Origin of the sequence: Pantoea phyllosphaerae (assembly GCF_051025595.1) — a bacterium.
In the GTDB taxonomy this organism is placed as follows: domain Bacteria; phylum Pseudomonadota; class Gammaproteobacteria; order Enterobacterales; family Enterobacteriaceae; genus Pantoea.
The window spans coordinates 310,277-334,330 of the sequence record NZ_JBPFDE010000002.1 but is presented as its reverse complement, the minus strand read 5'-3'; the positions used below and the strand labels follow the sequence as shown (position 1 = coordinate 334,330).

21 protein-coding genes and 1 pseudogene are annotated in these 24,054 nt (G+C 53.8%); 8 read left to right on the top strand and 14 right to left on the bottom strand.

Going from position 1 to position 24,054, the window contains the following annotated elements:
* Positions 1-312: 312 nt before the first annotated feature.
* Both ACR6A7_RS04790 and ACR6A7_RS04785 read left to right on the top strand, forming a co-directional pair.
* Positions 313-1,956 (top strand): methyl-accepting chemotaxis protein, encoded by a 1,644-nt coding sequence (locus tag ACR6A7_RS04790; RefSeq protein WP_434123682.1) that lies wholly within the window; start codon positions 313-315, stop codon positions 1,954-1,956.
* Positions 1,957-2,202: 246 nt separating this feature from the next.
* Positions 2,203-2,514 carry a chorismate mutase gene (locus ACR6A7_RS04785; RefSeq protein ID WP_434123681.1) on the top strand — a complete coding sequence of 104 codons (312 nt, stop codon included), beginning with the start codon at positions 2,203-2,205 and terminating at the stop codon, positions 2,512-2,514.
* 63 nt (positions 2,515-2,577) lie between these two features.
* Here ACR6A7_RS04785 and ACR6A7_RS04780 read toward each other — a convergent pair whose 3' ends face one another.
* The 3 genes and pseudogenes from ACR6A7_RS04780 to ACR6A7_RS04770 all read right to left on the bottom strand — a co-directional run.
* Entirely contained in the window at positions 2,578-3,198 is a 621-nt protein-coding gene (locus tag ACR6A7_RS04780) for a protein phosphatase CheZ (protein ID WP_434123680.1), read from the bottom strand.
* Positions 3,199-3,475: 277 nt separating this feature from the next.
* Positions 3,476-3,706 carry a hypothetical protein gene (locus ACR6A7_RS04775; RefSeq protein ID WP_434123679.1) on the bottom strand — a complete coding sequence of 77 codons (231 nt, stop codon included), beginning with the start codon at positions 3,704-3,706 and terminating at the stop codon, positions 3,476-3,478.
* A pseudogene (locus ACR6A7_RS04770) lies at positions 3,696-4,121 on the bottom strand (TolC family protein); the annotation flags it as partial. The pseudogene ACR6A7_RS04770 and the gene ACR6A7_RS04775, both read right to left, overlap by 11 nt.
* A gap of 89 nt (positions 4,122-4,210) precedes the next feature.
* Between ACR6A7_RS04770 and ACR6A7_RS04765 the strand changes: the two are divergent.
* The 3 genes from ACR6A7_RS04765 to ACR6A7_RS04755 all read left to right on the top strand — a co-directional run bounded on the left by ACR6A7_RS04765 (position 4,211) and on the right by ACR6A7_RS04755 (position 9,096).
* The gene (locus tag ACR6A7_RS04765) at positions 4,211-4,825 is read left to right on the top strand and encodes a TetR/AcrR family transcriptional regulator (protein WP_434123678.1); all 615 of its coding nucleotides are present in this window, start codon (positions 4,211-4,213) and stop codon (positions 4,823-4,825) included.
* A 73-nt stretch (positions 4,826-4,898) separates the two neighbouring features.
* Positions 4,899-6,014: an efflux RND transporter periplasmic adaptor subunit gene (locus tag ACR6A7_RS04760; RefSeq protein WP_434123677.1), complete on the top strand. Its 1,116-nt coding sequence runs from the start codon at positions 4,899-4,901 to the stop codon at positions 6,012-6,014.
* The gene (locus ACR6A7_RS04755) at positions 6,007-9,096 is read left to right on the top strand and encodes an efflux RND transporter permease subunit (protein WP_434123811.1); all 3,090 of its coding nucleotides are present in this window, start codon (positions 6,007-6,009) and stop codon (positions 9,094-9,096) included. The genes ACR6A7_RS04760 and ACR6A7_RS04755 overlap by 8 nt, the downstream gene beginning before the upstream one ends.
* Before the next feature lie 145 nt (positions 9,097-9,241).
* On the opposite strand, the gene ACR6A7_RS04750 is transcribed toward ACR6A7_RS04755, so the two are convergent.
* From ACR6A7_RS04750 to ACR6A7_RS04740, 3 genes are all read right to left on the bottom strand, one after another.
* Entirely contained in the window at positions 9,242-9,493 is a 252-nt protein-coding gene (locus tag ACR6A7_RS04750; RefSeq protein ID WP_434123676.1) for a hypothetical protein, read from the bottom strand.
* Positions 9,494-9,789: 296 nt separating this feature from the next.
* On the bottom strand, positions 9,790-10,080 hold the full coding sequence (locus tag ACR6A7_RS04745) for a hypothetical protein (RefSeq protein WP_434123675.1): 291 nt from the start codon (positions 10,078-10,080) through the stop codon (positions 9,790-9,792).
* Positions 10,081-10,258: 178 nt separating this feature from the next.
* On the bottom strand, positions 10,259-11,008 hold the full coding sequence (locus ACR6A7_RS04740; RefSeq protein ID WP_434123674.1) for an SDR family NAD(P)-dependent oxidoreductase: 750 nt from the start codon (positions 11,006-11,008) through the stop codon (positions 10,259-10,261).
* 80 nt (positions 11,009-11,088) lie between these two features.
* Here ACR6A7_RS04740 and ACR6A7_RS04735 point away from each other — a divergent pair, with 80 nt between their 5' ends.
* A complete protein-coding gene (locus ACR6A7_RS04735) occupies positions 11,089-11,442 on the top strand; it encodes a winged helix-turn-helix transcriptional regulator (protein ID WP_434123673.1) in 354 nt (117 codons plus the stop codon).
* Between the two features lie 105 nt (positions 11,443-11,547).
* Here ACR6A7_RS04735 and ACR6A7_RS04730 read toward each other — a convergent pair whose 3' ends face one another.
* The gene (locus ACR6A7_RS04730) at positions 11,548-13,101 is read right to left on the bottom strand and encodes an MFS transporter (RefSeq protein ID WP_434123671.1); all 1,554 of its coding nucleotides are present in this window, start codon (positions 13,099-13,101) and stop codon (positions 11,548-11,550) included.
* Between the two features lie 119 nt (positions 13,102-13,220).
* Here ACR6A7_RS04730 and ACR6A7_RS04725 point away from each other — a divergent pair, with 119 nt between their 5' ends.
* Positions 13,221-14,111, top strand: a complete 891-nt coding sequence (locus ACR6A7_RS04725; protein ID WP_434123670.1) for a LysR family transcriptional regulator — start codon at positions 13,221-13,223, stop codon at positions 14,109-14,111.
* A gap of 234 nt (positions 14,112-14,345) precedes the next feature.
* Here the strand turns inward: ACR6A7_RS04725 and ACR6A7_RS04720 are convergent, their stop codons facing one another.
* Positions 14,346-15,221: an oxidoreductase gene (locus tag ACR6A7_RS04720; RefSeq protein ID WP_434123669.1), complete on the bottom strand. Its 876-nt coding sequence runs from the start codon at positions 15,219-15,221 to the stop codon at positions 14,346-14,348.
* Positions 15,222-15,367: 146 nt separating this feature from the next.
* Here ACR6A7_RS04720 and ACR6A7_RS04715 point away from each other — a divergent pair, with 146 nt between their 5' ends.
* Positions 15,368-15,985: a TetR/AcrR family transcriptional regulator gene (locus ACR6A7_RS04715; RefSeq protein WP_434123668.1), complete on the top strand. Its 618-nt coding sequence runs from the start codon at positions 15,368-15,370 to the stop codon at positions 15,983-15,985.
* 251 nt (positions 15,986-16,236) lie between these two features.
* Here ACR6A7_RS04715 and ACR6A7_RS04710 read toward each other — a convergent pair whose 3' ends face one another.
* From ACR6A7_RS04710 to ACR6A7_RS04685, 6 genes are all read right to left on the bottom strand, one after another.
* On the bottom strand, positions 16,237-17,508 hold the full coding sequence (locus tag ACR6A7_RS04710) for a Glu/Leu/Phe/Val family dehydrogenase (RefSeq protein WP_434123667.1): 1,272 nt from the start codon (positions 17,506-17,508) through the stop codon (positions 16,237-16,239).
* A gap of 123 nt (positions 17,509-17,631) precedes the next feature.
* A complete protein-coding gene (locus ACR6A7_RS04705; RefSeq protein ID WP_434123665.1) occupies positions 17,632-18,237 on the bottom strand; it encodes a TetR/AcrR family transcriptional regulator in 606 nt (201 codons plus the stop codon).
* Positions 18,238-18,282: 45 nt separating this feature from the next.
* Complete coding sequence (locus ACR6A7_RS04700) at positions 18,283-19,434, bottom strand: pyridoxal phosphate-dependent aminotransferase (RefSeq protein ID WP_434123663.1); 1,152 nt, start codon at positions 19,432-19,434, stop codon at positions 18,283-18,285.
* Positions 19,431-20,252, bottom strand: a complete 822-nt coding sequence (locus ACR6A7_RS04695) for an SDR family oxidoreductase (RefSeq protein WP_434123662.1) — start codon at positions 20,250-20,252, stop codon at positions 19,431-19,433. Before ACR6A7_RS04695 ends, ACR6A7_RS04700 begins: the two co-directional genes overlap by 4 nt.
* A 3-nt stretch (positions 20,253-20,255) precedes the next feature.
* On the bottom strand, positions 20,256-21,938 hold the full coding sequence (locus ACR6A7_RS04690; protein ID WP_434123661.1) for a hydantoinase B/oxoprolinase family protein: 1,683 nt from the start codon (positions 21,936-21,938) through the stop codon (positions 20,256-20,258).
* Positions 21,938-24,025 carry a hydantoinase/oxoprolinase family protein gene (locus ACR6A7_RS04685; RefSeq protein WP_434123659.1) on the bottom strand — a complete coding sequence of 696 codons (2,088 nt, stop codon included), beginning with the start codon at positions 24,023-24,025 and terminating at the stop codon, positions 21,938-21,940. The genes ACR6A7_RS04690 and ACR6A7_RS04685 overlap by 1 nt, the downstream gene beginning before the upstream one ends.
* Positions 24,026-24,054: the final 29 nt, after the last annotated feature.

Genomic DNA, 24,054 nt, shown 5'->3' with positions numbered 1-24,054 from the left:
CGTCGATAGCGCGTGCTGAAACAAAACAGGAGCAGAAAAATCAGGCATGGATCTTTTTTGAGGGTATTCCATCATTCCTCTTAAAATTGCGCGTGTGATTTTAAACTAATTTTTAGTTTTCTTTTCTGGCGATAAAAGTCGACGGTTAAATAAGCGATTGCATTCAATGCGTTAAATTTTGAACGCTTTTTTGGCTTCCGCTCTCTTAAGGTTTTGAGACGTTTTCTTTCAATGACTACTTATTAACGGTGCGTAATTTTCCACAGCCAGTGACCGATAACCAAAAAACATCTTACCTGGAGGTTAACTGGCATGCTGAAAAATACCCGTCTTACCACAATCCTGACGCTATCCGGTCTGTTTCTGTTTTTGGTTTTTCTTACTTCTTCACTGCTGAGCGTGATTTATCTCAATCGCAGCGCGAAGTCTCTTAATGATCTTAATTATGAGGTCTCCGCAACTCTCGGCGTCGCTGACACGACTAACTGGATGCGTGCTGCTCGCACTACGCTGCTGGCCGCAGTGCCTTATGCTGACGGCAGCAATCCAGAGGCGTTTAATGCCGCACTGACCCAGGCCAGATTTTACTATGATGGCGGCTTACGTTTTATGCAGGCCTATCAGGCTGCGCCAAAACTGGCCGGTGAAGCGGAACTGGCTCAGGAACTGGCAGCCCGCTACAACGATTATACGGAGCAAGGCGTTGGGGCTCTTTTTACCGCGCTACAGAAAAAAGATGTGCACGCTTTTCTGACGCTTGCCGGCACGAAAGTGGTGGCACTCGATGAGGCTTACCGGGTTCCGCTGGACAAGGTTATTGCCATACATAAACAGTCATCCGTCAATATTACCCGCCAGGCCGATATCAATACCTATATTGCTTATACCGCGGCGGGTGTGTCGGTCATACTGTTTATTCTGGCTTCAGTCGTCGTGGCGGTGGTGCTGAAAAATGTTCTGATCAAACCTCTCCGTCGCGCTGGCGAGGTCACGGCAGCCATTGGCGCAGGCGATCTGACCTCGGTAATCGTTCATACCCGCAACGATGAAATTGGCAGGCTCTTGCAGGGGCTTGAAAGCATGCAGCTTGGCCTGAAAACCATGGTGAGCGAAATCGTCAGTGGCGTAAGCGAAGTGGCCCGCGTGACCTCGCAGATAAGCGACGGTAACCATAGTCTTTCCAGCCGCACGGAGCAGCAGGCGGCCGCGCTTGAACAGACCGCGGCAAGCATGGAGGAGCTCTCCTCTACCGTTGCTCTCAATGCCGGGAATGCCTCCGTAGCCAGCAACGCCGCTTTAGAGGCGTCAGAAACCGCCTCGGACTGCGGCGCGGCGATGCAGGAGGTTGTGCGCACGATGGCGGACATTAAAAGCAGCGCAATCGCCATCAGCGAGATTACCTCCGTGATTAACAGTATTGCTTTCCAGACAAATATTCTGGCGCTGAACGCCGCGGTAGAGGCAGCGCGCGCAGGCGAGCAGGGGCGCGGTTTTGCCGTGGTGGCCAACGAGGTTCGCACGCTGGCGCAACGCAGCACACAGTCTGCACGGGAGATTGAAAAGCTAATTGCTGAATCCAGTTCGAACGTTGAGACTGGCGAGCAGAAAGTCGCACAGGTTTCGCTGACGACAGAGAAAATTATCCGCGACGTTAGCGGCGTGACCTCACTGTTAGGAGAGATTGCGGCGGCCTCCTCTGAACAGAGCAAGGGAATAAACCAGATCGGCGTAGCTGTAACGGAAATGGACAGCGTTACTCAGCAAAACGCCACGCTGGTTCAGTCTTCCGCCGCAGCCACTGACATACTGGAAGAGCAGGTTCAGTCGTTAAGCGCTATTACCCGCCGGTTCAAACTGCAGGCTGGCGCAGAGGTTACCGGCCTGCGCGCTTCTGCTTTGCCTTCTGTTCAGGCGAAAGCAAACGTCTCAGGCGGTGCGTGGGTCAGCTTCAGCTAAATCTGCCTGATATCTGCATTTTTTGTTGCAGGCATCCGCTTTTTTATCACGCCAAAGAGGCTGTTGTGCCTGTCACTGGCCTGAAGCAGCCTAAAACAGAGGTCACAGCCCGCGTTGAGCGAAAAGCGGCCTCTGTCTGTTCATGTGATGTTTCAACGCTTTCAGCGACTTATGCTATCAGGGCTGGCAACAGTTAAAATTTACGCTATGCCGGTGAACTCATGTACTCGTTTGCGGGTGTAAGTCGTGGATTTTACCTGTATTGAAGAGGTCAGAACGCGCATCGATGAAATTGACGATGCGTTGGTTAAAATCATTGCTCAGCGTGCAAAGTGTGTTAAAGCCGCAGCTGCATTTAAAAGCGATAGCGCTGCCGTTCGTGCGCCGGATCGCGTAGAGCAGGTCATCAATAAGGCTCGCGAGAATGCCGCTAAGGCAGGAGTGCCCGAGATCATTATTGAGAAAGTCTATCGAAGCATGATTAATGCATTTATCGACTATGAGCTCAAACAACATGAACAATTACAGAAGGATCAATCAGACAGCGGGCGACATTAAAAAAGGTCGCACTTTTTCCTGACTGTGAATATCTCGAAAAGTGCGCTGTCTGCGGCCTGAAGTTTATATTCCCAGGCTGGCCAGCAGGTCATCAACATCGTCTTGGCTGGCAGCTTTTTCCGCTGCGGAAGAGCAATGCGCTGGGGCATTGCGCTCGCCAGTAACTGAGCCTGCTGAGCTATCACGGAGCACCTGAATCAGCTGCTGCTCTGCCTGATTCAGCACCTCCATCATTTTCTGTACTATCTGTCCGGTCAGATCCTGGAACCCTTGTGCCATCATAATGGCATGCAGCTGCTGGCGCGTAAGGCTCGTTATTTCTGGCACATCATGCAGCCATGCAAGGGTATCTGCTGCTAACTCACGGGTTTCTCCTTCGTCTGGCTGATGACTGGACGCGGCCTTCCATCGCTCACTTAAATGTTTCGCCTTTTCTGCCAGTAAAGTTTGCATAGGCTGAGTTATCTCCACGCTATTAATTGCGCCATTTGCTGCCTCGCGCGTCAGCGTTACCACATAGCTCAGCCGTTCCCGCGCGTCAGGAATGCTTCCTGCAACATCAGCAATCGTTTTATCAAGCCCTAACTGTTGCAGGCTGTCACGGAGTGTGCGCAGGATGGAGCCCGTGCGCACCGTGATTTCACGAATGTCCTGTTGCTCGCTGTGGGTGTCGGGTAATGACATGAATGCTGCCTCTGGTTTAGGGAATGCTGTTACCTGATATTATCGGCAGTCTGCTGCGGCTATTTAATCTCTTGACCTGTCTTTATGCTGTCAAAAGCGTGCATAACGTGAAGAAGTGGCTTATTCCTGAATGCCATCCTGAAGAGAGAAGCAAGGGCAACCGGAACGCGTTTGGCCTCTGCGGTCGGAAAGCGCGCTGGAATAAGGGGAAACAGAGGCCGGAATGGGCAAATTATTTTCCGGCCCGGGAGTTAAGCATGATTGATGCTGAGCAGGCTCAGAGTTTGAATGAACTGACCTCAGCAAGAAGCCTGCCCGCCTGCTGGCTCAGCGAGCTGGCCGCCGCAGACATCTGTTCTACCATCGCCGCGTTTTGTTGCAGATTACTCTCCATCTGGCTGACCGCTATATTCACCTGGTCGATACCATAGCTCTGCTCTTGAGAAGAGTGGCTGACCTGATTTATCAGCTGCGTGGTTTCATCGACGACTGACAGGGTCTCGTTCATACGCGTGGTTACCGTAACGGTTGTAATCCGGCCGGGAACTGAGAACTTGCCCCAGAAGTGTCTCAGCTGACTGATACGCGCCAGCCGCCTGCCCGCTGACGTTTCCTGATGGCACCAGCGCGGCTGTGGTCGTGCCCAGGCCTTCGCGCGCCTGGGTCATCAGGGCGGTTGCATGCGCGTGGTCGAGGTTTTGCGCCAGAGCGTCTGTAACGAGCTTGCTCAGGTGAGGAGCGTTAAATCCTTCTCACCAGACGGCAAAACTGGCGGGCCGGGACGCACTTCTGCTCAGACGCGCGGACTCACTGTCATAACCTTTTGCAAGCGGTGTATCAGGGCGATGATAATCTGGCCCGACGGCGCACCCGGCGAGTAAACTGGCGCTCACTGTCGCTGCAAAAGGGCGTTTGAGGAACAAGGAGTATTCCTTGAGAAAAATAAACCCGTGACTGGATTACATAATGGTCACTCGTTGTCAATCAGAGTTTGCTACGCTAAGCTGGAAAAATGAATAAACATACAACTGCTCACCCCTCCAGGGGGCCTTCAGAACACAGCATCCGCGACCAGGTGGTTGCTGCGGCGACAGAACACTTCGGGCATTTCGGTTATGAAAAAACCACCGTATCCGATTTGGCAAAAGCTATAGGTTTTTCTAAGGCCTACATATATAAATTTTTCGATTCTAAACAGGCCATTGGAGAGCAAATCTGCGCTAACCGCCTGGGTATGATAATGGAGATTGTCAACGCGGCGATTGCCGATTCGCCGACCGCATCTGAAAAGATGAGGCAGCTACTGAGGGCGCTGACGGAGTCCGGGAGCGATCTGTTCTTTCACGACCGCAAGCTCTATGACATCGCCGCTGTTGCCGCTCGCGATAACTGGCCATCAGCCGCAGCTCATGAAAAGCGCCTTCAGCAACTGATTGAAATGATTATTGTTGAAGGCCGGGCCTCTGGAGAGTTTGAGCGGAAAACGCCTCTGGACGAAGCAACACAGGCTATTTTTCTTGTCATGAGACCCTACATTAGCCCCGTTCAGTTGCAGTACAACCTTGTGACGGCTGCTTCCGCTGCCGCCCTTCTCTCCTCGCTCATCCTACGCAGCCTGGCACCCTGACCTGTGACCATTGACATTTTTGGTCACCAGAATAAGAATGCGGTTACTTTCCTTTCACTTTTTCAGGTAACCCATGCTCAGGATCAAACCTGCCACTTTGGCTGTATGTCTGTTGCCGTTGGCCCTGGTGGCCTGCGGTGACAATTCTGCCACCGACGATCCACGTACTCAGCCTCCCCTTGTAAGGGCGATTAACGTGGGGGCAGCGAATGCTGCTTACCGTTCATTTACCGGCGTTGTTGTTGCCCGCACTCAGAGCGATCTGGGCTTCAGGGTGCAGGGCAAAATCCTTGAACGCCTCGTGGATGCGGGTGAGACCGTTAAGCGTGGACAGCCGCTGATGCGCCTTGATCCCGTCGATCTCAGCCTTCAGGCCCAGGCGCAGCAGCAGACGGTCATGGCCGCCCGCGCGCGCGCCAGACAGGCTTCTCAGGATGAAGCGCGTTACCGCGGCCTGGTGGCGGCAGGCGCTGTCTCAGCATCCGCCTACGATCAGATAAAGGCCGCTGCAGACACGGCAAGAGCCGATCTCAGCGCTGCCCAGGCGCAGTCAGATGTGGCCCAAAATGCCAGGAGCTATGCCGTGCTGGTGGCTGACGCCGATGGTGTCGTGATGGATACGCTCGCTGAGCCAGGCCAGGTAGTCAGTGCGGGCCAGCCGGTGGTCAGACTCGCCCGTGCGGGGCAGCGTGAAGCCCTTGTCCAGCTGCCTGAAACACTCAGACCCGCGCCTCAAAGCGAGGCTGAAGCGACGCTGTATGGCGACAAAAATCAGTCCGTTAATGCACGGCTGCGCGTGCTTTCAGATGCAGCCGATCCGTTAACACGGACCTTTGAAGCGCGTTATGTGCTTGAGGGCGCTCTGGCCAGTGCGCCACTGGGTTCGACCGTGACGCTGCGCATCGCTGACGGCAATGCTGCCCACAGGCTGATGCAGGTCCCCCTTTCCGCGCTCTTTGACCCGGGCAAAGGCCCAGGAGTATGGATAATCACCGGTCAGCCCGCTCGGGTATCCTGGCGCGCAGTGCGGGTAGAGGGGCTGAGTGACGATATGGCAAACGTCACCAGCGGAATCGGTGCCGGTGATAAGGTCGTTGCGCTTGGTGCGCATCTGCTGCATGACGGCGAAATCGTTCGCGTTGCGCTTGAGGGTGATGGCAGCATCGCCGGGGGCCAGCCGCATGAGTAACACCCGTTTTAATCTCTCCGCGCTCGCTGTTCGGGAGCGTTCGATTACCCTGTTCCTGATCATCCTTATCACGGTTGCAGGCATCCTCGCTTTTTTTGGGCTGGGACGAGCAGAAGATCCGCCGTTTACCGTCAAACAGATGACAATCATCACCGCGTGGCCGGGCGCGACGGCGCAGGAAATGCAGGATCAGGTTGCTGAACCGCTCGAAAAACGTCTGCAGGAGCTTAAGTGGTATGACCGTACGGAAACCTACACCCGCCCGGGAATGGCGTTCACCATGCTGTCGCTGCAGGACAGCACGCCTCCCTCACAGGTGCAGGAAGAGTTTTATCAGGCGCGTAAAAAGCTGGGAGACGAGGCTAAAAACCTGCCTGCCGGCGTCATGGGCCCTCTGTTCAATGACGAGTTTTCGGACGTCACCTTTTCCCTCTTTGCGCTGAAAGCGAAAGGTGAGCCTCAGCGTTTACTGGCGCGCGATGCAGAGTCGCTGCGCCAGCGGCTTCTGCATGTGCCAGGCGTTAAAAAGGTCAACATTATTGGTGAGCAGGCTGAACGCATCTTTGTCTCTTTTTCCCATGACAGACTGGCCACGCTGGGCGTGTCACCCCAGGACATATTTTCAGCGCTAAATAACCAGAATGTCCTGACGCCAGCGGGCTCAATTGATACGCAGGGCCCCCAGGTGTTTATCCGCCTTGACGGCGCTTTCAACAAACTGGAACAGATTCGTCAAACGCCCGTCGTTGTGAATGGCAGAACGCTGCTGCTGTCTGACATTGCCACCGTTGAACGCGGATATGAAGATCCTGCAACTTTCCTGATCCGTAATCAGGGAGAACCTACTCTGCTGCTGGGCATTATCATGCGCGAGGGGTGGAACGGGCTTGAACTGGGCAAATCGCTCGATGCGGAAGCGGCCAGCATCAACGCATCAATGCCGCTGGGCATGACGCTGACGAAAGTCACCGACCAGTCAGTCAACATCCGTTCCGCAGTCGATGAATTTATGCTCAAGTTCTTTGTCGCGCTGCTGGTGGTCATGGTGGTCTGCTTTGTCAGCATGGGCTGGCGCGTGGGCGTGGTGGTGGCCGCTGCCGTACCGCTGACGCTGGCGGTGGTTTTCATGGTCATGGAGGCATCAGGTAAAAACTTTGACCGCATAACCCTGGGATCGCTGATTCTGGCGCTGGGGCTTCTGGTGGATGATGCCATCATTGCGATTGAAATGATGGTCGTCAAAATGGAGGAAGGCTACGATCGCATCAAAGCCTCAGCCTACGCATGGAGCCATACTGCCGCCCCAATGCTGGCAGGTACGCTGGTGACGGCCGTCGGCTTTATGCCTAACGGCTTTGCGCAGTCTACCGCCGGTGAATATACCAGTAACATGTTCTGGATAGTGGGGATTGCGCTGATCGCCTCATGGGTGGTGGCCGTGGTCTTCACGCCCTATCTGGGCGTGAAAATGCTGCCTGAGATAAAAACGGTATCAGGCGGCCACGCCGCCATCTACGATACCCCGCGCTACAACCGTTTTCGCCGGTTGCTGGTTCGCGTTATCGCCCGGAAATGGATCGTTGCGGGGGCCGTTATCATTATCTTTACCCTTGCCATTCTCGGCATGGGTCTGGTCAAGAAACAGTTCTTCCCGACATCCGATCGCCCCGAGGTATTGATTGAGGTTCAGTTGCCCTACGGCACCTCTATTGAACAGACCAGTGCGACGACGGCGGAAATTGAGAGCTGGCTAAAAAAACAACAAGAGGCGAAAATGGTCACTGCCTACATCGGGCAGGGTTCACCCCGCTTCTATCTGGCAATGGCACCTGAGCTTCCCGATCCCTCCTTTGCGAAGATCGTTGTCCTGACCGACAGTCAGGAAGCGCGCGATATTCTCAAGCACCGGCTGCGTGAAGCTGTCGCCGCCGGACTGGCTCCTCAGGCGCGCGTTCGCATAACCCAGCTGGTCTTTGGGCCCTACTCCCCTTATCCGGTAGCTTATCGGGTTATGGGGCCCGATCCGGATAAACTGCGTGAGATTGCAGGCGAAGTAGAGGCAGTCATGCAGGCCAGCCCCCTGATGAGGACCGTGAATACAGACTGGGGCCAGCGCGTGCCAACGCTGCACTTTTCACTCAATCAGGATCGGCTGCAGGCAGTAGGGCTGACGTCAAATGCGGTTGCTCAGCAGCTCCAGTTCCTGCTCTCTGGCGTGCCCATCACCTCCGTCCGTGAAGATATTCGTTCGGTGCAGGTGATGGCGCGCGCGGCAGGGAATATCAGGCTCGACCCCGCTAAAATAGCCGGATTTACCCTGGCAGGCTCATCAGGCCAGCGTATTCCGCTCTCTCAGGCAGGAGACGTTGAGGTGAGGATGGAAGATCCGGTGCTGCGGCGTCGCGATCGCACCCCGACCATTACCGTCAGGGGGGATATTGCCGACAGCATGCAGCCACCTGATGTTTCTACGGCAATTCTGAAACAGTTACAGCCCGTAATCGCTAAGCTTCCGGCTGGTTACCGAATTGAGCAGGGAGGCCCTATAGAGGAGTCAGGTAAAGCGACGAAAGCCATGGCGCCGCTGTTCCCCATTATGGTTGCCATCACGCTGCTGATCATCATTTTGCAGGTGCGCTCAATGTCAGCGATGGTGATGGTGTTTCTGACTGCGCCACTGGGGCTGATTGGCGTTGTACCGACGCTGCTGCTGTTCAGTCAACCGTTCGGAATAAATGCGCTGGTCGGACTGATCGCGCTGTCGGGGATCCTGATGCGCAACACCTTAATCCTGATAGGGCAAATCCATCATAATGAGCATGAAGGGCTGACCCCTTTTGATTCAGTCGTGGAAGCAACGGTTCAGCGTGCTCGCCCCGTCTTGCTGACGGCGATGGCCGCCATCCTGGCATTTATACCGCTCACGCATTCTGTTTTCTGGGGAACGCTGGCTTACACGCTGATTGGCGGAACATTTGCCGGCACTATCGTTACGCTGGTTTTCCTGCCTGCTATGTATGCCATCTGGTTCAGGATACGCCCCAAAAATCATGAAAACAGCGAAGGTCACGCTGCAAACTAACCGCTATCCGCAGGGGACCACCCCTCCCCTGCGTGCCGGTTTAACCCGTGACGCGATGCAAACTTCTGGCACAGACTGAACGGAATTACTGGGCTAAATGTCCGCTTTGAGCGAAAAGCCGACTTGGGTGAGAGTATCTATCTACTTATATAATGCGATAGTTAACAGGCAGAGACCTGACGTAATCCGCAAGCTTTCCGCCATAAAACACTGCGATATTTTCAAACGTACTCGCTATCTGCTCACGGTCGCTTATATCGAGGGATTGGAGAGTTTCAGCAATACTCTCCTGCATCTCAACGACGACGTGAGGGTTGATTAGTTTCTCACTGGTAAATTCGAGAGCGATAGCTATGTCGGCAATAATCCTTACTAATTTAATTTGTTGTGATGACATTTAGCCGCTTCTGTTTTCTGGTTTGGAATATAACTCAACCTCTCCCGCTACTTTTTTCTTCAAACATCTCCTGTTTACTGACTGGCTCGTCACCAGCCAGTGAGCCCGGCACAGGCAAACGTGAAATGTGATTATGGTAACGAATGTTTGAGTCAAATGAATTGGCATCTTACATTAAGATATAATTTATATTTTCATATAGTTAGTGTCGATAATGTTGATTTGTTAGAGGTATTTAAACTATGTCTGTAACATCAATGTTCAGTCATTAGCAAGCTGCCAGAAATTGGAAAAAATTATTGAGCGCGTTTCTCAGCTGAGGCATCATCATTTTCTTCCAAAAATTGCATTCCCTTTTCCGTGATTGTTACGCTGTAATATCGGGCTGGATTGATGGAGGTAGCGTCAAAATTAACGAATCCCGCTTTTTCTAACGGGATTAGACTCAATGCTGTCCTGTCTTCTCTCTGCTTTGTGACAGGATGGTATCTGATCTGGCATCCATGACTTCTGTCACCCCTCAACAAAAATTTATCCCCGCCACGCATAGCTCGAAGAATTGCTAAAGATTTGGCTGAATAAGGCATAAATACTCCGCTGAAGTGGCTCGCTTTTTTGATTTAGCCTGGCAATATGCTAAATACGAACGCTTATGACATTGGCTCTGCATTCTGCACCATCCTGTACAATAACGGGGCAACGATATGCTTTGTTAAAGATGTCAGCCCTGCCGGACTCCCGGGACGATATCCCGGGAGCGGGGGCTTAGATTTGTGCTGAACCACCGTCTACAAACAGCTCGCTGCCGTTGACGAAGCTACTGTCATCCGATGCCAGGAATAACGCTGCGGCAGCGACCTCTGAAGGCTCGGCAAGCCGTCCAAGCGGAGTGGTGCTTTCAACCGCACGTATCATTTCTTTGTTAAATTTTTCATCTGGCGTCAGGCCGTGCCAGCCTGGCGTTGACGTTGCGCCGGGGACCAGGATGTTTACCCGGATTTTTCGCGGCGCGAGTTCAAGAATCCAGCTGCGTGCAAAATTCCTCACAGCGGCTTTACTGGCGCTGTAAACGCTGAACTCCGGAACACCCATCGTTGCGCTGGTTGAACCAGTAAGGATGACTGATGCGCCATCCTTCAGTAAAGGCAGTGCCTTCTGCACAGTGAAAAGCGTACCTTTAACATTAGTATCAAAAATACGGTGGTAATGCTCTTCAGTTACGTCTGCCAGAGAGGAAAAATTCCCGCCACCGGCGTTGGCAAAGAGCACATCTATGTGTCCGGCTGTGCGCTTTACTTCTCCGAACAGAGCGTCAAGATCCTGCATATTTGAAATATCACTCGGTATCCCGACGGCATTGTGCCCAACTTCAAACACCGCTTGTTCGAGTTCCTTTACGCGGCGGCCTGTCATAAAAACTTTCGCACCTTCAGCAGCAAACTGCTTGGCTGATGCCAGGCCAATACCACTGTTTGCACCGGTTATGACAACAACTTTACCTTCTAACCTACCCATGTTTTTTATCCAGATAATGAAGCGGAAAAACATAGTAATGTTATACTTTCAGATATAATAGTACCTACCAAAAGGTATGTATGGAGAAAATTATGAATGCAGTTTGCGGGCTCGATGTCGCCCTGCGCTACATTGGCGGGAAATGGAAACCTGTTATGTTATTCCATCTTCAGTTCGGACCGCGTCGCTTTGGAGAACTCAAACGACTCGTGGAAGGAATCAGTGAGAAAGTCTTGATTCAGCAGCTCAAAGATCTAACTCAGGACGGAATATTGTTAAGACACGATTTCCAAGAGGTGCCGCCAAGGGTGGAATACACCATCACAGATTTCGGACAGACGCTTGCACAGGCATTGCAGCCTCTTTGTGAGTGGGGAAATGCTAACCGTTTACGCGTACAGGCTGCGGAAGAGAAGCAAAAAGATGCTTCATAAGTATGAAGCGGGTAAGTCCTTAATTAATCGCAAGACTGAGATTTCTTCTTAAACCCAATGCGTCCGCTTCTGGCACAAAGCGGACATCGCACTCCTGTATTCAGGTCAGTATTCTGTGTGATCGTCTCTGAAATCAGTATTGGCCTTAGCTGAACCATGGGTTTTATGGCCCAGCATGCCCCAGATAACGATCGCACAAATAAACGTTACTGCAGCCAGAACCTGAAACAGTAATGAATAAGCATTGTTATAACTGGCCTGCAAGACTTCGCGGGGAACGCCGGGTAAAATTGCGATGGCCTGCTTAATGTTACCGCCTCCCAGCCAGGAAGCTGCAAGGTGAATCCCCTGTGGTGAAAAGCCATTCACGGTTTCGTTAAGGTTCAAATCGTTAATTTCAGTGAGCAGCGCGGATACCACAGCAAGAGCAATACCCTCTCCTGCAACACGAACGGTATTGAACAGACCCGCCGCCATACCTGCCTTTTTAACCGGAACAGAAGAAATGGCCAGTCCATCCATTAGTCCCCATGGCAATCCCGCTCCGGCCCCCGTTATCAACATTGAGAAGATGAGAAAAGTTGTGCTGTTACCACGTAACGTGTGACCGAGGAAAAGTAACCCAGCAGATGCGATCATCAGCCCTGAAGCTGATAATGCTGCCGGCGAAAACCAGCGCGTCAGCAGGGCTGAAAAGTAAGGAACGACCAGCATCGGAGAAGTGAGTGCCATAAGATAAACCGCGCTCTGAGACTCGCTGAATCCACTCCCGCCCATAAAATGCAGCGGAATGATAATTAACAGAACAACGTAGCAATAACAGGTGGCTACCGGCAGCAGCAAAGCCCCGACAAAGCGTGGACTTCGCAGCAGGGAAATATCCAGGACAGGATTGCGCACGCGCAGGCATCGCACGATAAACCCGCCGAAGAGCAGTACAGAGCTGAGTAATAAAGCGAGTGTGTTAAGTGATGAAAACCCTTGTGTGGGCAGCAGCATAACCGCCGTGGTAAACACCATCAGCGCCGCCGTAAACAACGCCAGACCTGTTTTATCCGAAGAAGACAGACTCTCCTGCTTTGACTGAGGCAAAAACATCATACCGGCGAGCAGCACACATCCTGAAAGCACAGTAAACACAATATAGACCCAGCGCCAGGTAAGCTCATTCGTAATGAGCCCAACCGCCAGCGGGCCGAATGCCAGGCCAGCGCCAAAGACGGTGCCCAGCAGGCCGAACATGCGGGTCCGGTCAGCGCCGGTATAGAGTCTGGCCAGCAGAGCGCTTCCGCTGGCCAGTAACATGGCCGCTGCCAGTCCCTGCATACACCTGAGAATACCTGACATCATCAGGTTATTAGTGAAGACTATAAAAATACTGCTGAGACAGAACAGCGCTGCGCCGACGATGAAAACCGGTTTTCTCCCGATAGCATCTGCCGCTATGCCTGCTGTCAGCAGAAAACTGCCGAACGTCAGCATAAATCCATTCGTAAGCCATGACAGCTCGCCGGGTGAGCCACCCAGCATGCGCTGTATGGCTGGCGTTGTTACCACGCCGCCGGTAAAACTTAACGGCAGAAGCGTAGCCGCCATAAAAATGGTAAGGGCTGCTGCGGTTCTCTTGGCGAGACAGAACGTGCTGGCTGCAAATGTCATGGTATGACCTTAATTATCCGGAGAGCTGATGAATGAAAACTGCTGCGATGTTATTGCGGACAAAAGCACGGATAAATAGACTGCAGTTACCTTCTGAACAGACACAAAGTTAATAATTAATGGACAGCCTGACTTCTCTTACCTCATTTGTACGGACAGCTGAAACGCTGAGCTTTGTGCAGGCTGCAAGACTGCTGGGTATTTCAGCATCAGCGGTCGGTAAGAACGTTGCCAGACTTGAACATAAACTGGGGGTACGGCTTTTTAATCGCAGCACAAGAAAGGTAAGTCTGACTCCGGAAGGGGCGGCACTACTGGTCAGGTGTAAGCATATTCTTGAGCAGCTTCAGGAAGCCGAATCAGAGCTGACGAACAGTGCCGCTGAGCCTGTAGGAAAACTTCGGGTTTCCCTGCCCGTAGCTGGCTACAGGCTGCTGCTTCCCACACTTTCCGCATTTAACCGGCGTTATCCGCAGGTCGAAATGGACCTGGATTTCAGCGATCGTCTGGTGAATATCATTGACGAAGGGTTCGATGTGGCGATACGCAGCGGCGAGCTGTCTGACTCCAGGCTGACCGCCAGAAGGCTGGGTGAATTCAGCTTCACTCTCTGCGCCAGTCCCGACTATCTCGAGGAAAAAGGCGTTCCGGCATCACCTGCAGAACTGGCGGCGCACCAGTGCATTCTTTTTCGCTTACCCTCAACAGGTCTGCTGCAGCCCTGGGAACTGAACGGTCTTCGCTCCGGCACTGCACTCAACGCTGCTTCGGTACTGACAGTGAATAATATTGAAGCTGCCATTGGTCTGAGCCTGGCGGGAGCAGGCATCTGCTATCTGCCCGACTTTATAGTCCGTGAAGCGCTGTCAGGAGGGCTGCTCAAAGAAGTGATGCAGGGATGCTGCATAAAGCAGGGGTGTTTCTCCGCCGTGTGGCCATCGGGCCGCTACCTCTCACCCAGAGTCCGCTGCTTTATCGACTTTATCGCTGAGTCAGGTTTATCTGTATAGCCTGCTCATGTGATGCAGACTGTCGGGTTAATATTAACTTCAGATGCGAGAATGAATTCTTACGTGTCCGCTTCTGACACAAAGCGGGCCGACGCACAGGCCACTGTCCGCTTTAAGCAAACAACAGACATTTCATCGGGCTGAAGCCAAAAAGGACTTAACAGACAGGCGATGGTGCAATATGGAATTAATCCTCAGCCCTAAACTATCAAAACCGCCTTTCGGCGGCTTTTCTTACTTATTCTCAACCATTTCGTTAAGACGAAGGACCTGCTCAGCCGAAAGCGACAAACTGGCTGCGGCAAGATTCTCGCGCAGATGCGCCACCGAGGACGTGCCGGCTATAACCAGAATATTGGGCGACCGCTGAAGCAGCCAGGCAAGTGCTGTCTGTTTTGGTGTCGCACTGGCTTCTTCTGCAATCTCGTTAAGCAGCGAAGACTGTAAAGGAGTAAACCCGCCTAGCGGGAAAAAGGGCACGTAGGCCACGCCTTCTTCTGCGAGTGCGTCGATAAACGCATCATCACTGCGGCTGACGAGATTGTATTGATTCTGCACACAAACAATGTCAACGATGGCTTTAGCCTCAGTAAACTGCTCCGGCGTTACGTTGCTCAGCCCGATATGGCGGATCAATCCTCTCTGCTGTAAACCAGCAAGTGCCTCAAGTGATTCAGCGAAAGGTGATTCATCCGGTTCGCTCGCTGCTCCCAGCCTCAGGTTAACTATGTCAAGCGTACTGAGCCCCAGCGTATCGAGATTTTCATACACCGCGCGTTCCAGGCCTGCCGCACTTCGATCAATTTGCCAGGAGGCATCGGCGCCCCTGACAAATCCCACTTTAGTGACCAGCGTCAGGTCGTCCGGATAAGGAGACAATGCTTCGCGTATCAATTGATTCGCAACGTCGGGGCCATAAAACTGTGCCGTATCAATATGGTTTACTCCCCTCTCTACCGCCTCCCTGAGCACGGCAATTGCCGCCTCTCTATCGCGCGGCGGCCCCCATACGTGCGGCCCGGAGAGTTGCATGGTGCCATACCCCATTCGCCTGAGGCGAAGACGGGTTCCGGCGGGCGTGAAACTATCGTCAGTAAGTCGCGTTTTCATAGGTTTATCCTGAACATAAAGGCGGTGAAGAGTGAAAAAGATCTTATGGCTTGTGCAAGCCAGCCTGACGGGGATAAAATTGCACCCGGTGCAATAAAAATAATATTGCACTAAGTGCATAATTACAACAGGGGTGGGAAATTAACATGTCAGTATCGTCATCACAGCATGAGGGCCTGCGTGACAGAAAGCGCCGGGAAATGTACCAGCACCTGACTGAAACAGGACTAAAACTGTTTTCCGACAAAGGGTTTGAGGCGACTACACTCGATGATATCGCCAGCACGGCGGGTATCGCGCGGCGCACATTTTTTAACTACTTCAGCTCCAAAGAGGAGATCATTTTGCACTGGCAGAACGGTCTGCCTGATGCCCTGTATGGCGAAATTATCGGACGGGGTAAAACGGCAGCGCCGTTCGCACTGGTCAGCGAAGCCCTGATGACGATGACAATAAATATGTCCCCTGACATTGCGATGCTGATAGCGAAAATAACGCAGTCGACCGAACAGTTGCGTCTGGGAAATCAGATGAAGTTTCTGAAAATGGAAGAGGCCGCTTATGCTGCTCTCCGAAAACTCTGGCCTGAAGCCGAAAGCGCGCAGACGCTTAAGATCGCTGCTATGGCAGGCGTAGGTGCGATGCGGCTCGCAGTTGATCTCTGGCTAAGCGAAGCGTGCAGTAAACCCCTCGGACAGTATCTCGACAGCAACATGCATTCATTGAAGTCTACGGTACTGCTTCCTGACATAGCCGATCGCTAAGCCCGACAACATGTTCTGGTCATACCATCAGGCAGGTATTTTGTCAGACTGAGAAATGAGCTTCGCCGGGCCTGACTTACAAAGTAGAAATAGCGACAGAGTTCACAATCGCTGGTTTAGATCCGCTTCTGGTACAAAGCGGACTGGTGGCAGACGTGGGTTATGCAAAAGTTGAGGACTTTAGAGGCGCGTAGAGTAGGCTGCTGCTCACTGGAGCAACAGCCAGAATGATATCAGTGGGAAAGATGAATTTATGGATAGATGCCGCGCTCTTTCCGGGCAATCAGAATACGTTCGCAGGCGACAGCGTAAGCAGCGGTTCGCAGTGTCACCTTTAATGTCTGGGATTTTTGCCAGACGGCCAGCAGCGCCTGCTCCATGATATGATCCAGCCGGACATTAATCTCATCTTCGCTCCAGAAGAAACTCGAAAAATCCTGTACCCATTCAAAGTAGCTCACCGTTACGCCGCCAGCGTTGCAGATCACATCCGGCACCACCGTAATATTACGCTCACGCAAAATATCGTCAGCAACCGGAAGCGTCGGCCCATTGGCACCTTCGAGCACTAGCCTGCAGCGCAACTTTTCGGCGCGTTCGGCGGTGATCTGTCCTTCAAGCGCTGCGGGAATGAGAATATCGTAGTCATAGCCCCAGAACGCGTCATGGTTAACTGCCGTCGCCCCTTTAAAACCTGAAATCGAGCCATTTTGTATCTGCCATTCTCTCAACGCGGGAATATCAATGCCGTCAGGATGGTAAAGCGTGGCGCTGTGATCCTGCACCGTAGTGATAAGGGAACCTGCTTCAGCAAATAACTCCGCTGCCACGCTACCGACATTGCCAAAGCCCTGTAAGGCTATACGACAGTTCTCCAGCGGCAGACCAATTCGCAAAGCCATTGCCCGGCCGGTCACAAACACACCGCGGCCGGTTGCTTTAACGCGTCCCAGCGAACCGCCCAGATGAACAGGCTTGCCGGTCACAACGCCCGTACTAGTGGCACCCGTGTTCATAGACCAGGTATCCATCATCCACGCCATAACCTGTGGATTAGTGCCCACATCCGGGGCCGGAATGTCCTGTTGAGGCCCGATAATCGTTCCGATCTCGCTGGTGTAGCGACGGGTCAGCCTTTCCAGCTCTTTCAGCGAAAGTTCTCGCGGATCAACTCGGATGCCACCTTTCGCGCCGCCAAAAGGGAGATTAAGCGCAGCGCACTTTACTGTCATCCATGCTGATAATGCCATGACCTCTTCCAGCGTAACGTCGGGATGATAGCGTACGCCCCCTTTTCCTGGCCCCCGGGACAGATTGTGCTGCACGCGATAACCCTCAAAGTGGCGGACGCTGCCGTCATCCATTTCCAGCGGAATATCAACGATCAGCGCGCGCTTAGGGTGGCGTAACGTATCAGCCCAGCGCGACAGATCGCCCAGATAAGGCAGTACACGCTCAACCTGCGAAAGATAGGTTTTCCATGGAGAGTTGTTATCTGCTGAAACATAGGAAAGTACGCTCATTATTTCACCTTTAAATTAGCCAGAGGACGCGTGCGGCGTTACGCAACGCGCAGCAAACCCTCACGGTGGACGTGATAATAAAAAGAGAGAGAAAGAAAAGCGGCCACCTTCAGGCGGCCGCGTTTATTTTACTTTGTACGATTCAAGGGAAAATTCATTCCCCATTGCAAACCCGCGCAACCCGCCGACAAGTACGGACAGAAGCTGGGTACCGACCTGTTTCTCAGTCAGACCGACCGTATTTAACAGATCAAATATCTCACGCGGGTCGAACAAAATATTCCAGAGAAATACCGCTTTGTCGCCAATATCCGGCAGGCCCATCTCTTCCATTGATTCTCGCAAGGCGGGGCGCAGTGCATCGGCCTGAACCAGAAGATACTCTGCACCTTCCCATAAACGCTCCAGATAGCCGCGGCGGTTACGCATCGGCACCATGGCCGCGCCGCGCTCCCGCACCAGCTTTATCCAGTAGCGGCTTACCTTCTCCAGCTTCAGTAGCCCGCTACAACTCTGCTTCTGGCTGTAATCCAGCAACAGTTGCCCCACATCCTGACGATAGGTATTCAGCACATCTTCTACCGACGTAAACTGACGATAGGCAGTCGCCACGGAAACACCGGCTTCAGCGGCAATTTCCGTCATGCTTATCGGATTTTCTGAACGCTCGAATAATCTGGCCGCAGCCTGAATAAGATTCTTGCGGTTTCTTTCGGTATCGCTGCGCATCTGTTTTCCCGTCATAGTGGATTCAGTGTCCTCTGGTACCTTTCGTTATTTTAAACTGGCAAGTCCACGCTTCAGGCGGCGTATCCCTTCGCTGATGGCCTCACTGCTCGCCGCATAGGAAAGGCGTAAGTGGCCCTCTCCGGCTACGCCAAACTCACTGCCAGGCCGCACGGCAATCCCCTGTTCACGTAACAGGGCCACCATATCTATGGCCGGAATGGGCAGAGAATAAGACGGGAAACAGTAAAAAGCACCCTCTGGTTTGTTCAGCGTCAGCTCAGGAATGGTTTCCAGCCCCTGTATCATTAACAGACGGCGCTCCCGATAAACATCATACATACGTTTAACGTCATCCTTACATTCGGTAAGGGCCACCAGCGCCGCACGCTGCACGGCGCTGTTGACCGAACCATTGAGCGTATTGTGTACGCGAGCGGCAGCTCCGATCATCTCCGCTGGGCCAGCAAGATAACCTACGCGCCAGCCGGTCATCGCATAACTTTTAGAAAACGTCTGACAGAACAGCGTGCGTCCGGCAAAAGCAGGAAGCTGCAAAACTGAGGTAAATGGGCGGTCAGTGAACACCAGATCGCTGTAAGCCTCATCCGCAATCACCAGTGTATCGTAACGGTTGACCAGCTTGCCCAGCGCTTCAATCTCGTCACGGCTATGCACAATGCCGGTCGGGTTGCCAGGGTTACAAAAAACAAACAGTTTCGCTCCTTCAAGCGCCTTATCAAGCCGCTCAAAATCCCAGTGTAAATCGCTGCGGCAGGGCACTGGCACGCAAATACCGCCAGCCATATTTACCAGGTCGGCATACAACGAATAGGTCGGATCGGGTATAACCACGCGATCGCCAGGATTGACAATCGAAAGGATCGCCGCAGCCAGGCCTGCCGTCCCACCGTGCGTGACCAGTACCTCGCCCGTTTTGACAGGATTTCCACTTTGTGCAGAAACCTCATCCGCCAGCGCCTGGCACAGGGCTTTATCACCCAGCAAGGGCGCGTAATGCGTAAATCCATTCTGCAGCGCATCTACTCCTGCCTGAATAATCCGCGGCGGCGTATCGAAGTCGGGTTCGCCCATTGCCAGTGAAATCATATCGTCGGATGAAGCCGGCTGCTGTACCCGCATAGAGGTCCGCTCAACGCGCAGAACAGCCTCGGATGATGTAAAATGTCTGGAAGTCATAGTTCACCTTTTTGATGAGATTCATGCTCGGTTGCGCAATCGGCAGGGGCGTTTTTCCAGCGGCTTACTTCGATATCCGCTGAGACGTCGCGCAGGAAAGTCGGCGCCACGATCAGCTCTTCAATCACCGTGCGCGGCGGCAGGCCTGCGCAGAGCAAAATGGCCTCGGCGACCTCTTCTGGCTGCACCATACGATCGCGGATAGCTTGTGTGGGCGGGCTGGCTCGATTATCCATAATCGGCGTATTCACCTCCCCGGGAAGAATGCAGGTCGCGCGGATCCCGTCATTGCGAAAGGTGTTATGCAGATAGGTCATAAAATTACGGGCCGCGGCTTTAGCAGCGCCATAGGCGGCGCCGCCTAACAAGTTTGGCCGCAACGCCGCCAGTGAAGAGACGGTGATGATCGTACCGTTTTTGCGAGCCAGCATGGTTGGCAACAGCGCCTGAGTCAGCAGGAATACAGCTTTCATATTGATGTCCTGAACCTCATCCCACTCCTCTTCTTCAATCCAGCGCGCATTCAGCGTCTTGCTGGCGCTGCCCGCATTGTTCACCAGAATATCAACCCCGCCCAGCTCCTTATTTACCCAGGCGACGAGCGTGCTGATCTCCTCCTTTTTACTGATGTCGACTGCACATGCCCATACTTCGCCACCATTTTTTCGCAGCGTTTTAGCCACGTCGTCCAGCACGGACTGACGGCGACCGACTAAGATGACGCGCGCACCTCGTGTGACAAATCCCGCCGCCGATGCTTTACCGATGCCGCTTCCTGCACCCGTTACCATCACCACTTTTCCTGTTAACTGATCCATGCCCTAGCCCCTTTTAAGTTCCGCTATCTTCACGCCGTAGTCGCGCAACGCACCGGCTTCGGTAATGTAGCCCTCCTGGAGATCCCACAGGATGGCCTGTTTATCGCGTTCAGCGACGGGCATTTTTCCCCCACCGCCCGGCATCTGAATCGTGATCTCATCGCCTGGCATGACATCGTGGCGGCCCACGGGTTTGACCAGCGGCTCGCCATTGATCGCCACATAGTTCGGCGCGCCTGCCGACGCGCCCAGTACGCCTTCGGCCGCGTGCTTCTGCCGCGAATAAAACATGCTGTGGGAAAGGGGATGTTTGCTGGTGTTGCGGATCACCATTTTCTGCGCCACGCCGCCTCGATAGCGACCAGCGCCGCCCGAGTCTGGCACAATCGCTTTTTGTAAGAAAAGCAGAGGGGTGGCTGCCTCAATCAGCTCAACGGGCGTAGACGACATATTGCCCGGAAAGCCGGTAACAATACCGTCTGCAGAAGGACGCGCGCCGGTTCCGCCATTGACGCATAAGCTCTCCACAAAGCGACGTCCGTCGTCAAACTGTCCGGCAAACACGTCACAGGTTACGGGCGCACTACCGGAGTGGCCCATCACCCTCTCAGGCATGATGTGGGAAAGCGCAGTAAAAATCGCAGCGTGCGCCATATGACCCACACGGTTGCGCATCTCCACGGCACAGGGCGGGCGGGCGTTGGCGATAGAGCCTTCAGGTGCGGTGACGGTAATGGATCTGAAGCAGCCTTCATTATTGGGAAGGTGCGGTTCAAGCAGGCACTTCAGTGGATAAACGCTATAGGCATACGTAAAAGACATCGGGCAATTGCTGCCAAACAGCGACTCGGCTGACGAGCCTGCATAATCAATAGTGATATTGCTGCCTTCAACGATAACTGCGACATGTAAATGAATATCGCCTTCATAATCACCGATATCGACTGCCGCTTCGTAGCGTCCGTCAGGCACCGCATCGATGGCTTTGCGCATGGCATGTTCAGTCAGGGCGTGGATTTTTTCCGCCAGCGGCGTGACGGACTGCAGCTGCAGATCATTCATCAGACCCAGCAGGCCGTTAGCGCCAATCTGATTGGCAGCAAGCATCGCGTGCAAATCGCCCGCAACCTGATCGGGAGCACGTACGTTGGCAAGGAGTAGATCCAGCAGTTGCTGATTGATCTGACCTTCAATCATCAGCTTGCTCGGCGGGATAAGGAAACCCTCCTCAAACATATCACGTGAGGAGCCCATGTTTAACGAACCACCAATATCAGACATATGCGCCGCTGCGCCGGTAAAAGCAACCAGCGTCCCGTCACGAAAGACGGGCGTCACGACCGTAACGTCATTGAGATGACCTGTGCCTAACCACGGATCGTTGGTGATTAGGCTGTCGCCTGGTTTTAGCGTCTCGGCTGGAAACTTCGCCAGCAGATGACGCACCGTTGCAGGCAGCGTGCCGATAAATACCGGGACGCTGGTTTTTGGCTGCGCAAGCGAGCTGCCGCTGGCGTCCATCAGCAGACACGAATAGTCGCCCACTTCGCGAATGATACTGGAGAAAGCCATATTGACCAGCGTGGCGGCTGCCTCTTCAGAAATGCTGACCAGACGATCCCAGACGATACGCAGGCTAACAGGATCGTTCAGGAAACACAGGTTGTCAGGGGTTGCAACAGTCATTAGTTCAGCTCCATCAAAATATTACCTTGTTGATCCAGCTGCGCGGAGGCACCAGGTCCGACATAAATCGCACACTCTTTTTCCTGCAGTAACGCTGGCCCCTGTACCGCTTCGCCAGCGACCAGCAAACTGCGCGGGATCACGCGGCATGCGCTAAAACCCTGGTCACGGCCCAGATAGACCTGAAGGCTTTTTTCACAAGCGTCAGGTTCGAGGCTGCGAAGTTGGTCAGTGGTGTTGAGCTTAGGTGGAGGCGTCTGCAAGCGACCGCGCCAGTTCACCACCTCAACGCCCTGACCAGGCAAGGTGCGGCCAAAGCGAGCCAGATGAGCCGCTTCAAACGCGTCGACTAGCGCCTGTACGTCACCCTCAGACAAAAACGTCTCAGGTAATGCGACCGTTAGCTCAGACCCTTGGCCGATATAGCGTACGCCTGCTAATTTCTGTTTTATGATGCTCTCTTGCTCCGCACCGGCAGCCGCCAGCGTGGTAAAGGCTTCATCAAAACCCTCCGCGAACAACGCGCTGATACGCGCAGCATCAAAGCCGGGCAGTAAACGGCAGCGATCGCTGCGTATAAAGTCTGCGCTGGGCGGCGCCGTCAGCAGGCCAAATGCGGAATAAACGCCAGCGCCGTTAGGAAAATAAACCCGCTGCACATTCAGCTGCTTTGCCAGCGACCAGGCATGGCTGGGGCCGGCACCGCCAAAGGCCAGCATCGTCATTTGAGACGGGCTGACATTCTTTTCAACCGAGTGTGTGCGCAATGCTTCGGACATTTTACTGTTAGCCACCTCATGAATGCCCCAGGCCGCATCTTCAATGCTCAGCCCCAGCGGCTCTGCCACCCGCCGGATCGCCTGGCGGGCCGCCTCGACGTCCAGACGCATGCGACCGCCGAGAAAAGCGTCGGGATCCAGCAAGCCCAGCACCAGGTTGGCATCCGTTACCGTGGGTTGCGTGCCACCACGTCCATAACAGGCAGGTCCGGGCCAGGCGCTGGCGCTTTCCGGCCCGATTTCCAGCAGGCCAAGTGAGTCAACGCGTGCGATACTGCCGCCCCCTGCGCCGATTTCAATCATGTCCACTACCGGCAACTTCACCGGTAAGCCGCTGCCCTTCAACAATCGGTCGGCACGTCCCACCTCATAATCGGTGGTGATCGAGGGTTCCCCATCACGCACCACGCAGGCCTTGGCCGTGGTGCCGCCCATATCGAACGCCAGTACCTGTTGCGTCTGGTTTCTACGCGCAAACGCCGCCGTTGCGACGATACCGCCCGCAGGACCTGATTCGATGATGCGCGTTGGATAGTCTGCTGCCACCTGCGGCGCCATCAAGCCACCGTTCGAGCCCATAACCAGCCAGTCGCAGGTGAAGCCGCCTTCACGCAACTTGGTCTCTAGCCGCGCCATATAACGCCTGGCTTTGGGTTGCACAAAGGCATTCATTGCCGTCAGAACACCGCGGTCGTACTCACGGATCTCACGCGACACCTTATGGGATACGGAAATGGAAACGCCGGGCAGCTCACGGCTCAGGATCGCTTCAATTTGGTTTTCATGGTCAGGCCAGGCATAGGCGTGCATGCAAAGCACCGCAACGGCCTCATATTGCTTTTCGCGAAGTTCTGCAGCCAGCTGAAAAACATCCGCTTCATTGAGCGGCGTCACAACGTCACCGCGGGCCGTGACGCGCTCGGCAATCTCATAGGCGTGCGAACGAGGCAGTAAAGGCTGTGCCGGCGCACCGTTTAGGTCGTAGATGTCGTAGCGGTATTCGCGCCCAAGCACCAGCACATCGCGAAAGCCGCGCGTCACGACCAGCGCGGTTTTCGCGCCGCGTCTTTCCAGCAGGGCATTAATTGCGAGAGTCGTGCCATGCGTGATGGTATGAATATCATTCGCTTTCAAACCGGCCAGTGCGACCAGCTGCGTCAGCCCGGTGTAGGCCCCTTCAGACGGTTCTTCGGGTGTGGTGAGCGTTTTATGGCGGATGGCTTCACCCGTCATGTCATTTAACAGCACCAGATCGGTAAAGGTGCCGCCAATATCGAATCCTATCCGCCAGGGAGATGCGTTTTTCATAGAGACCTCAAAGTTTGCTTAAATCCCGC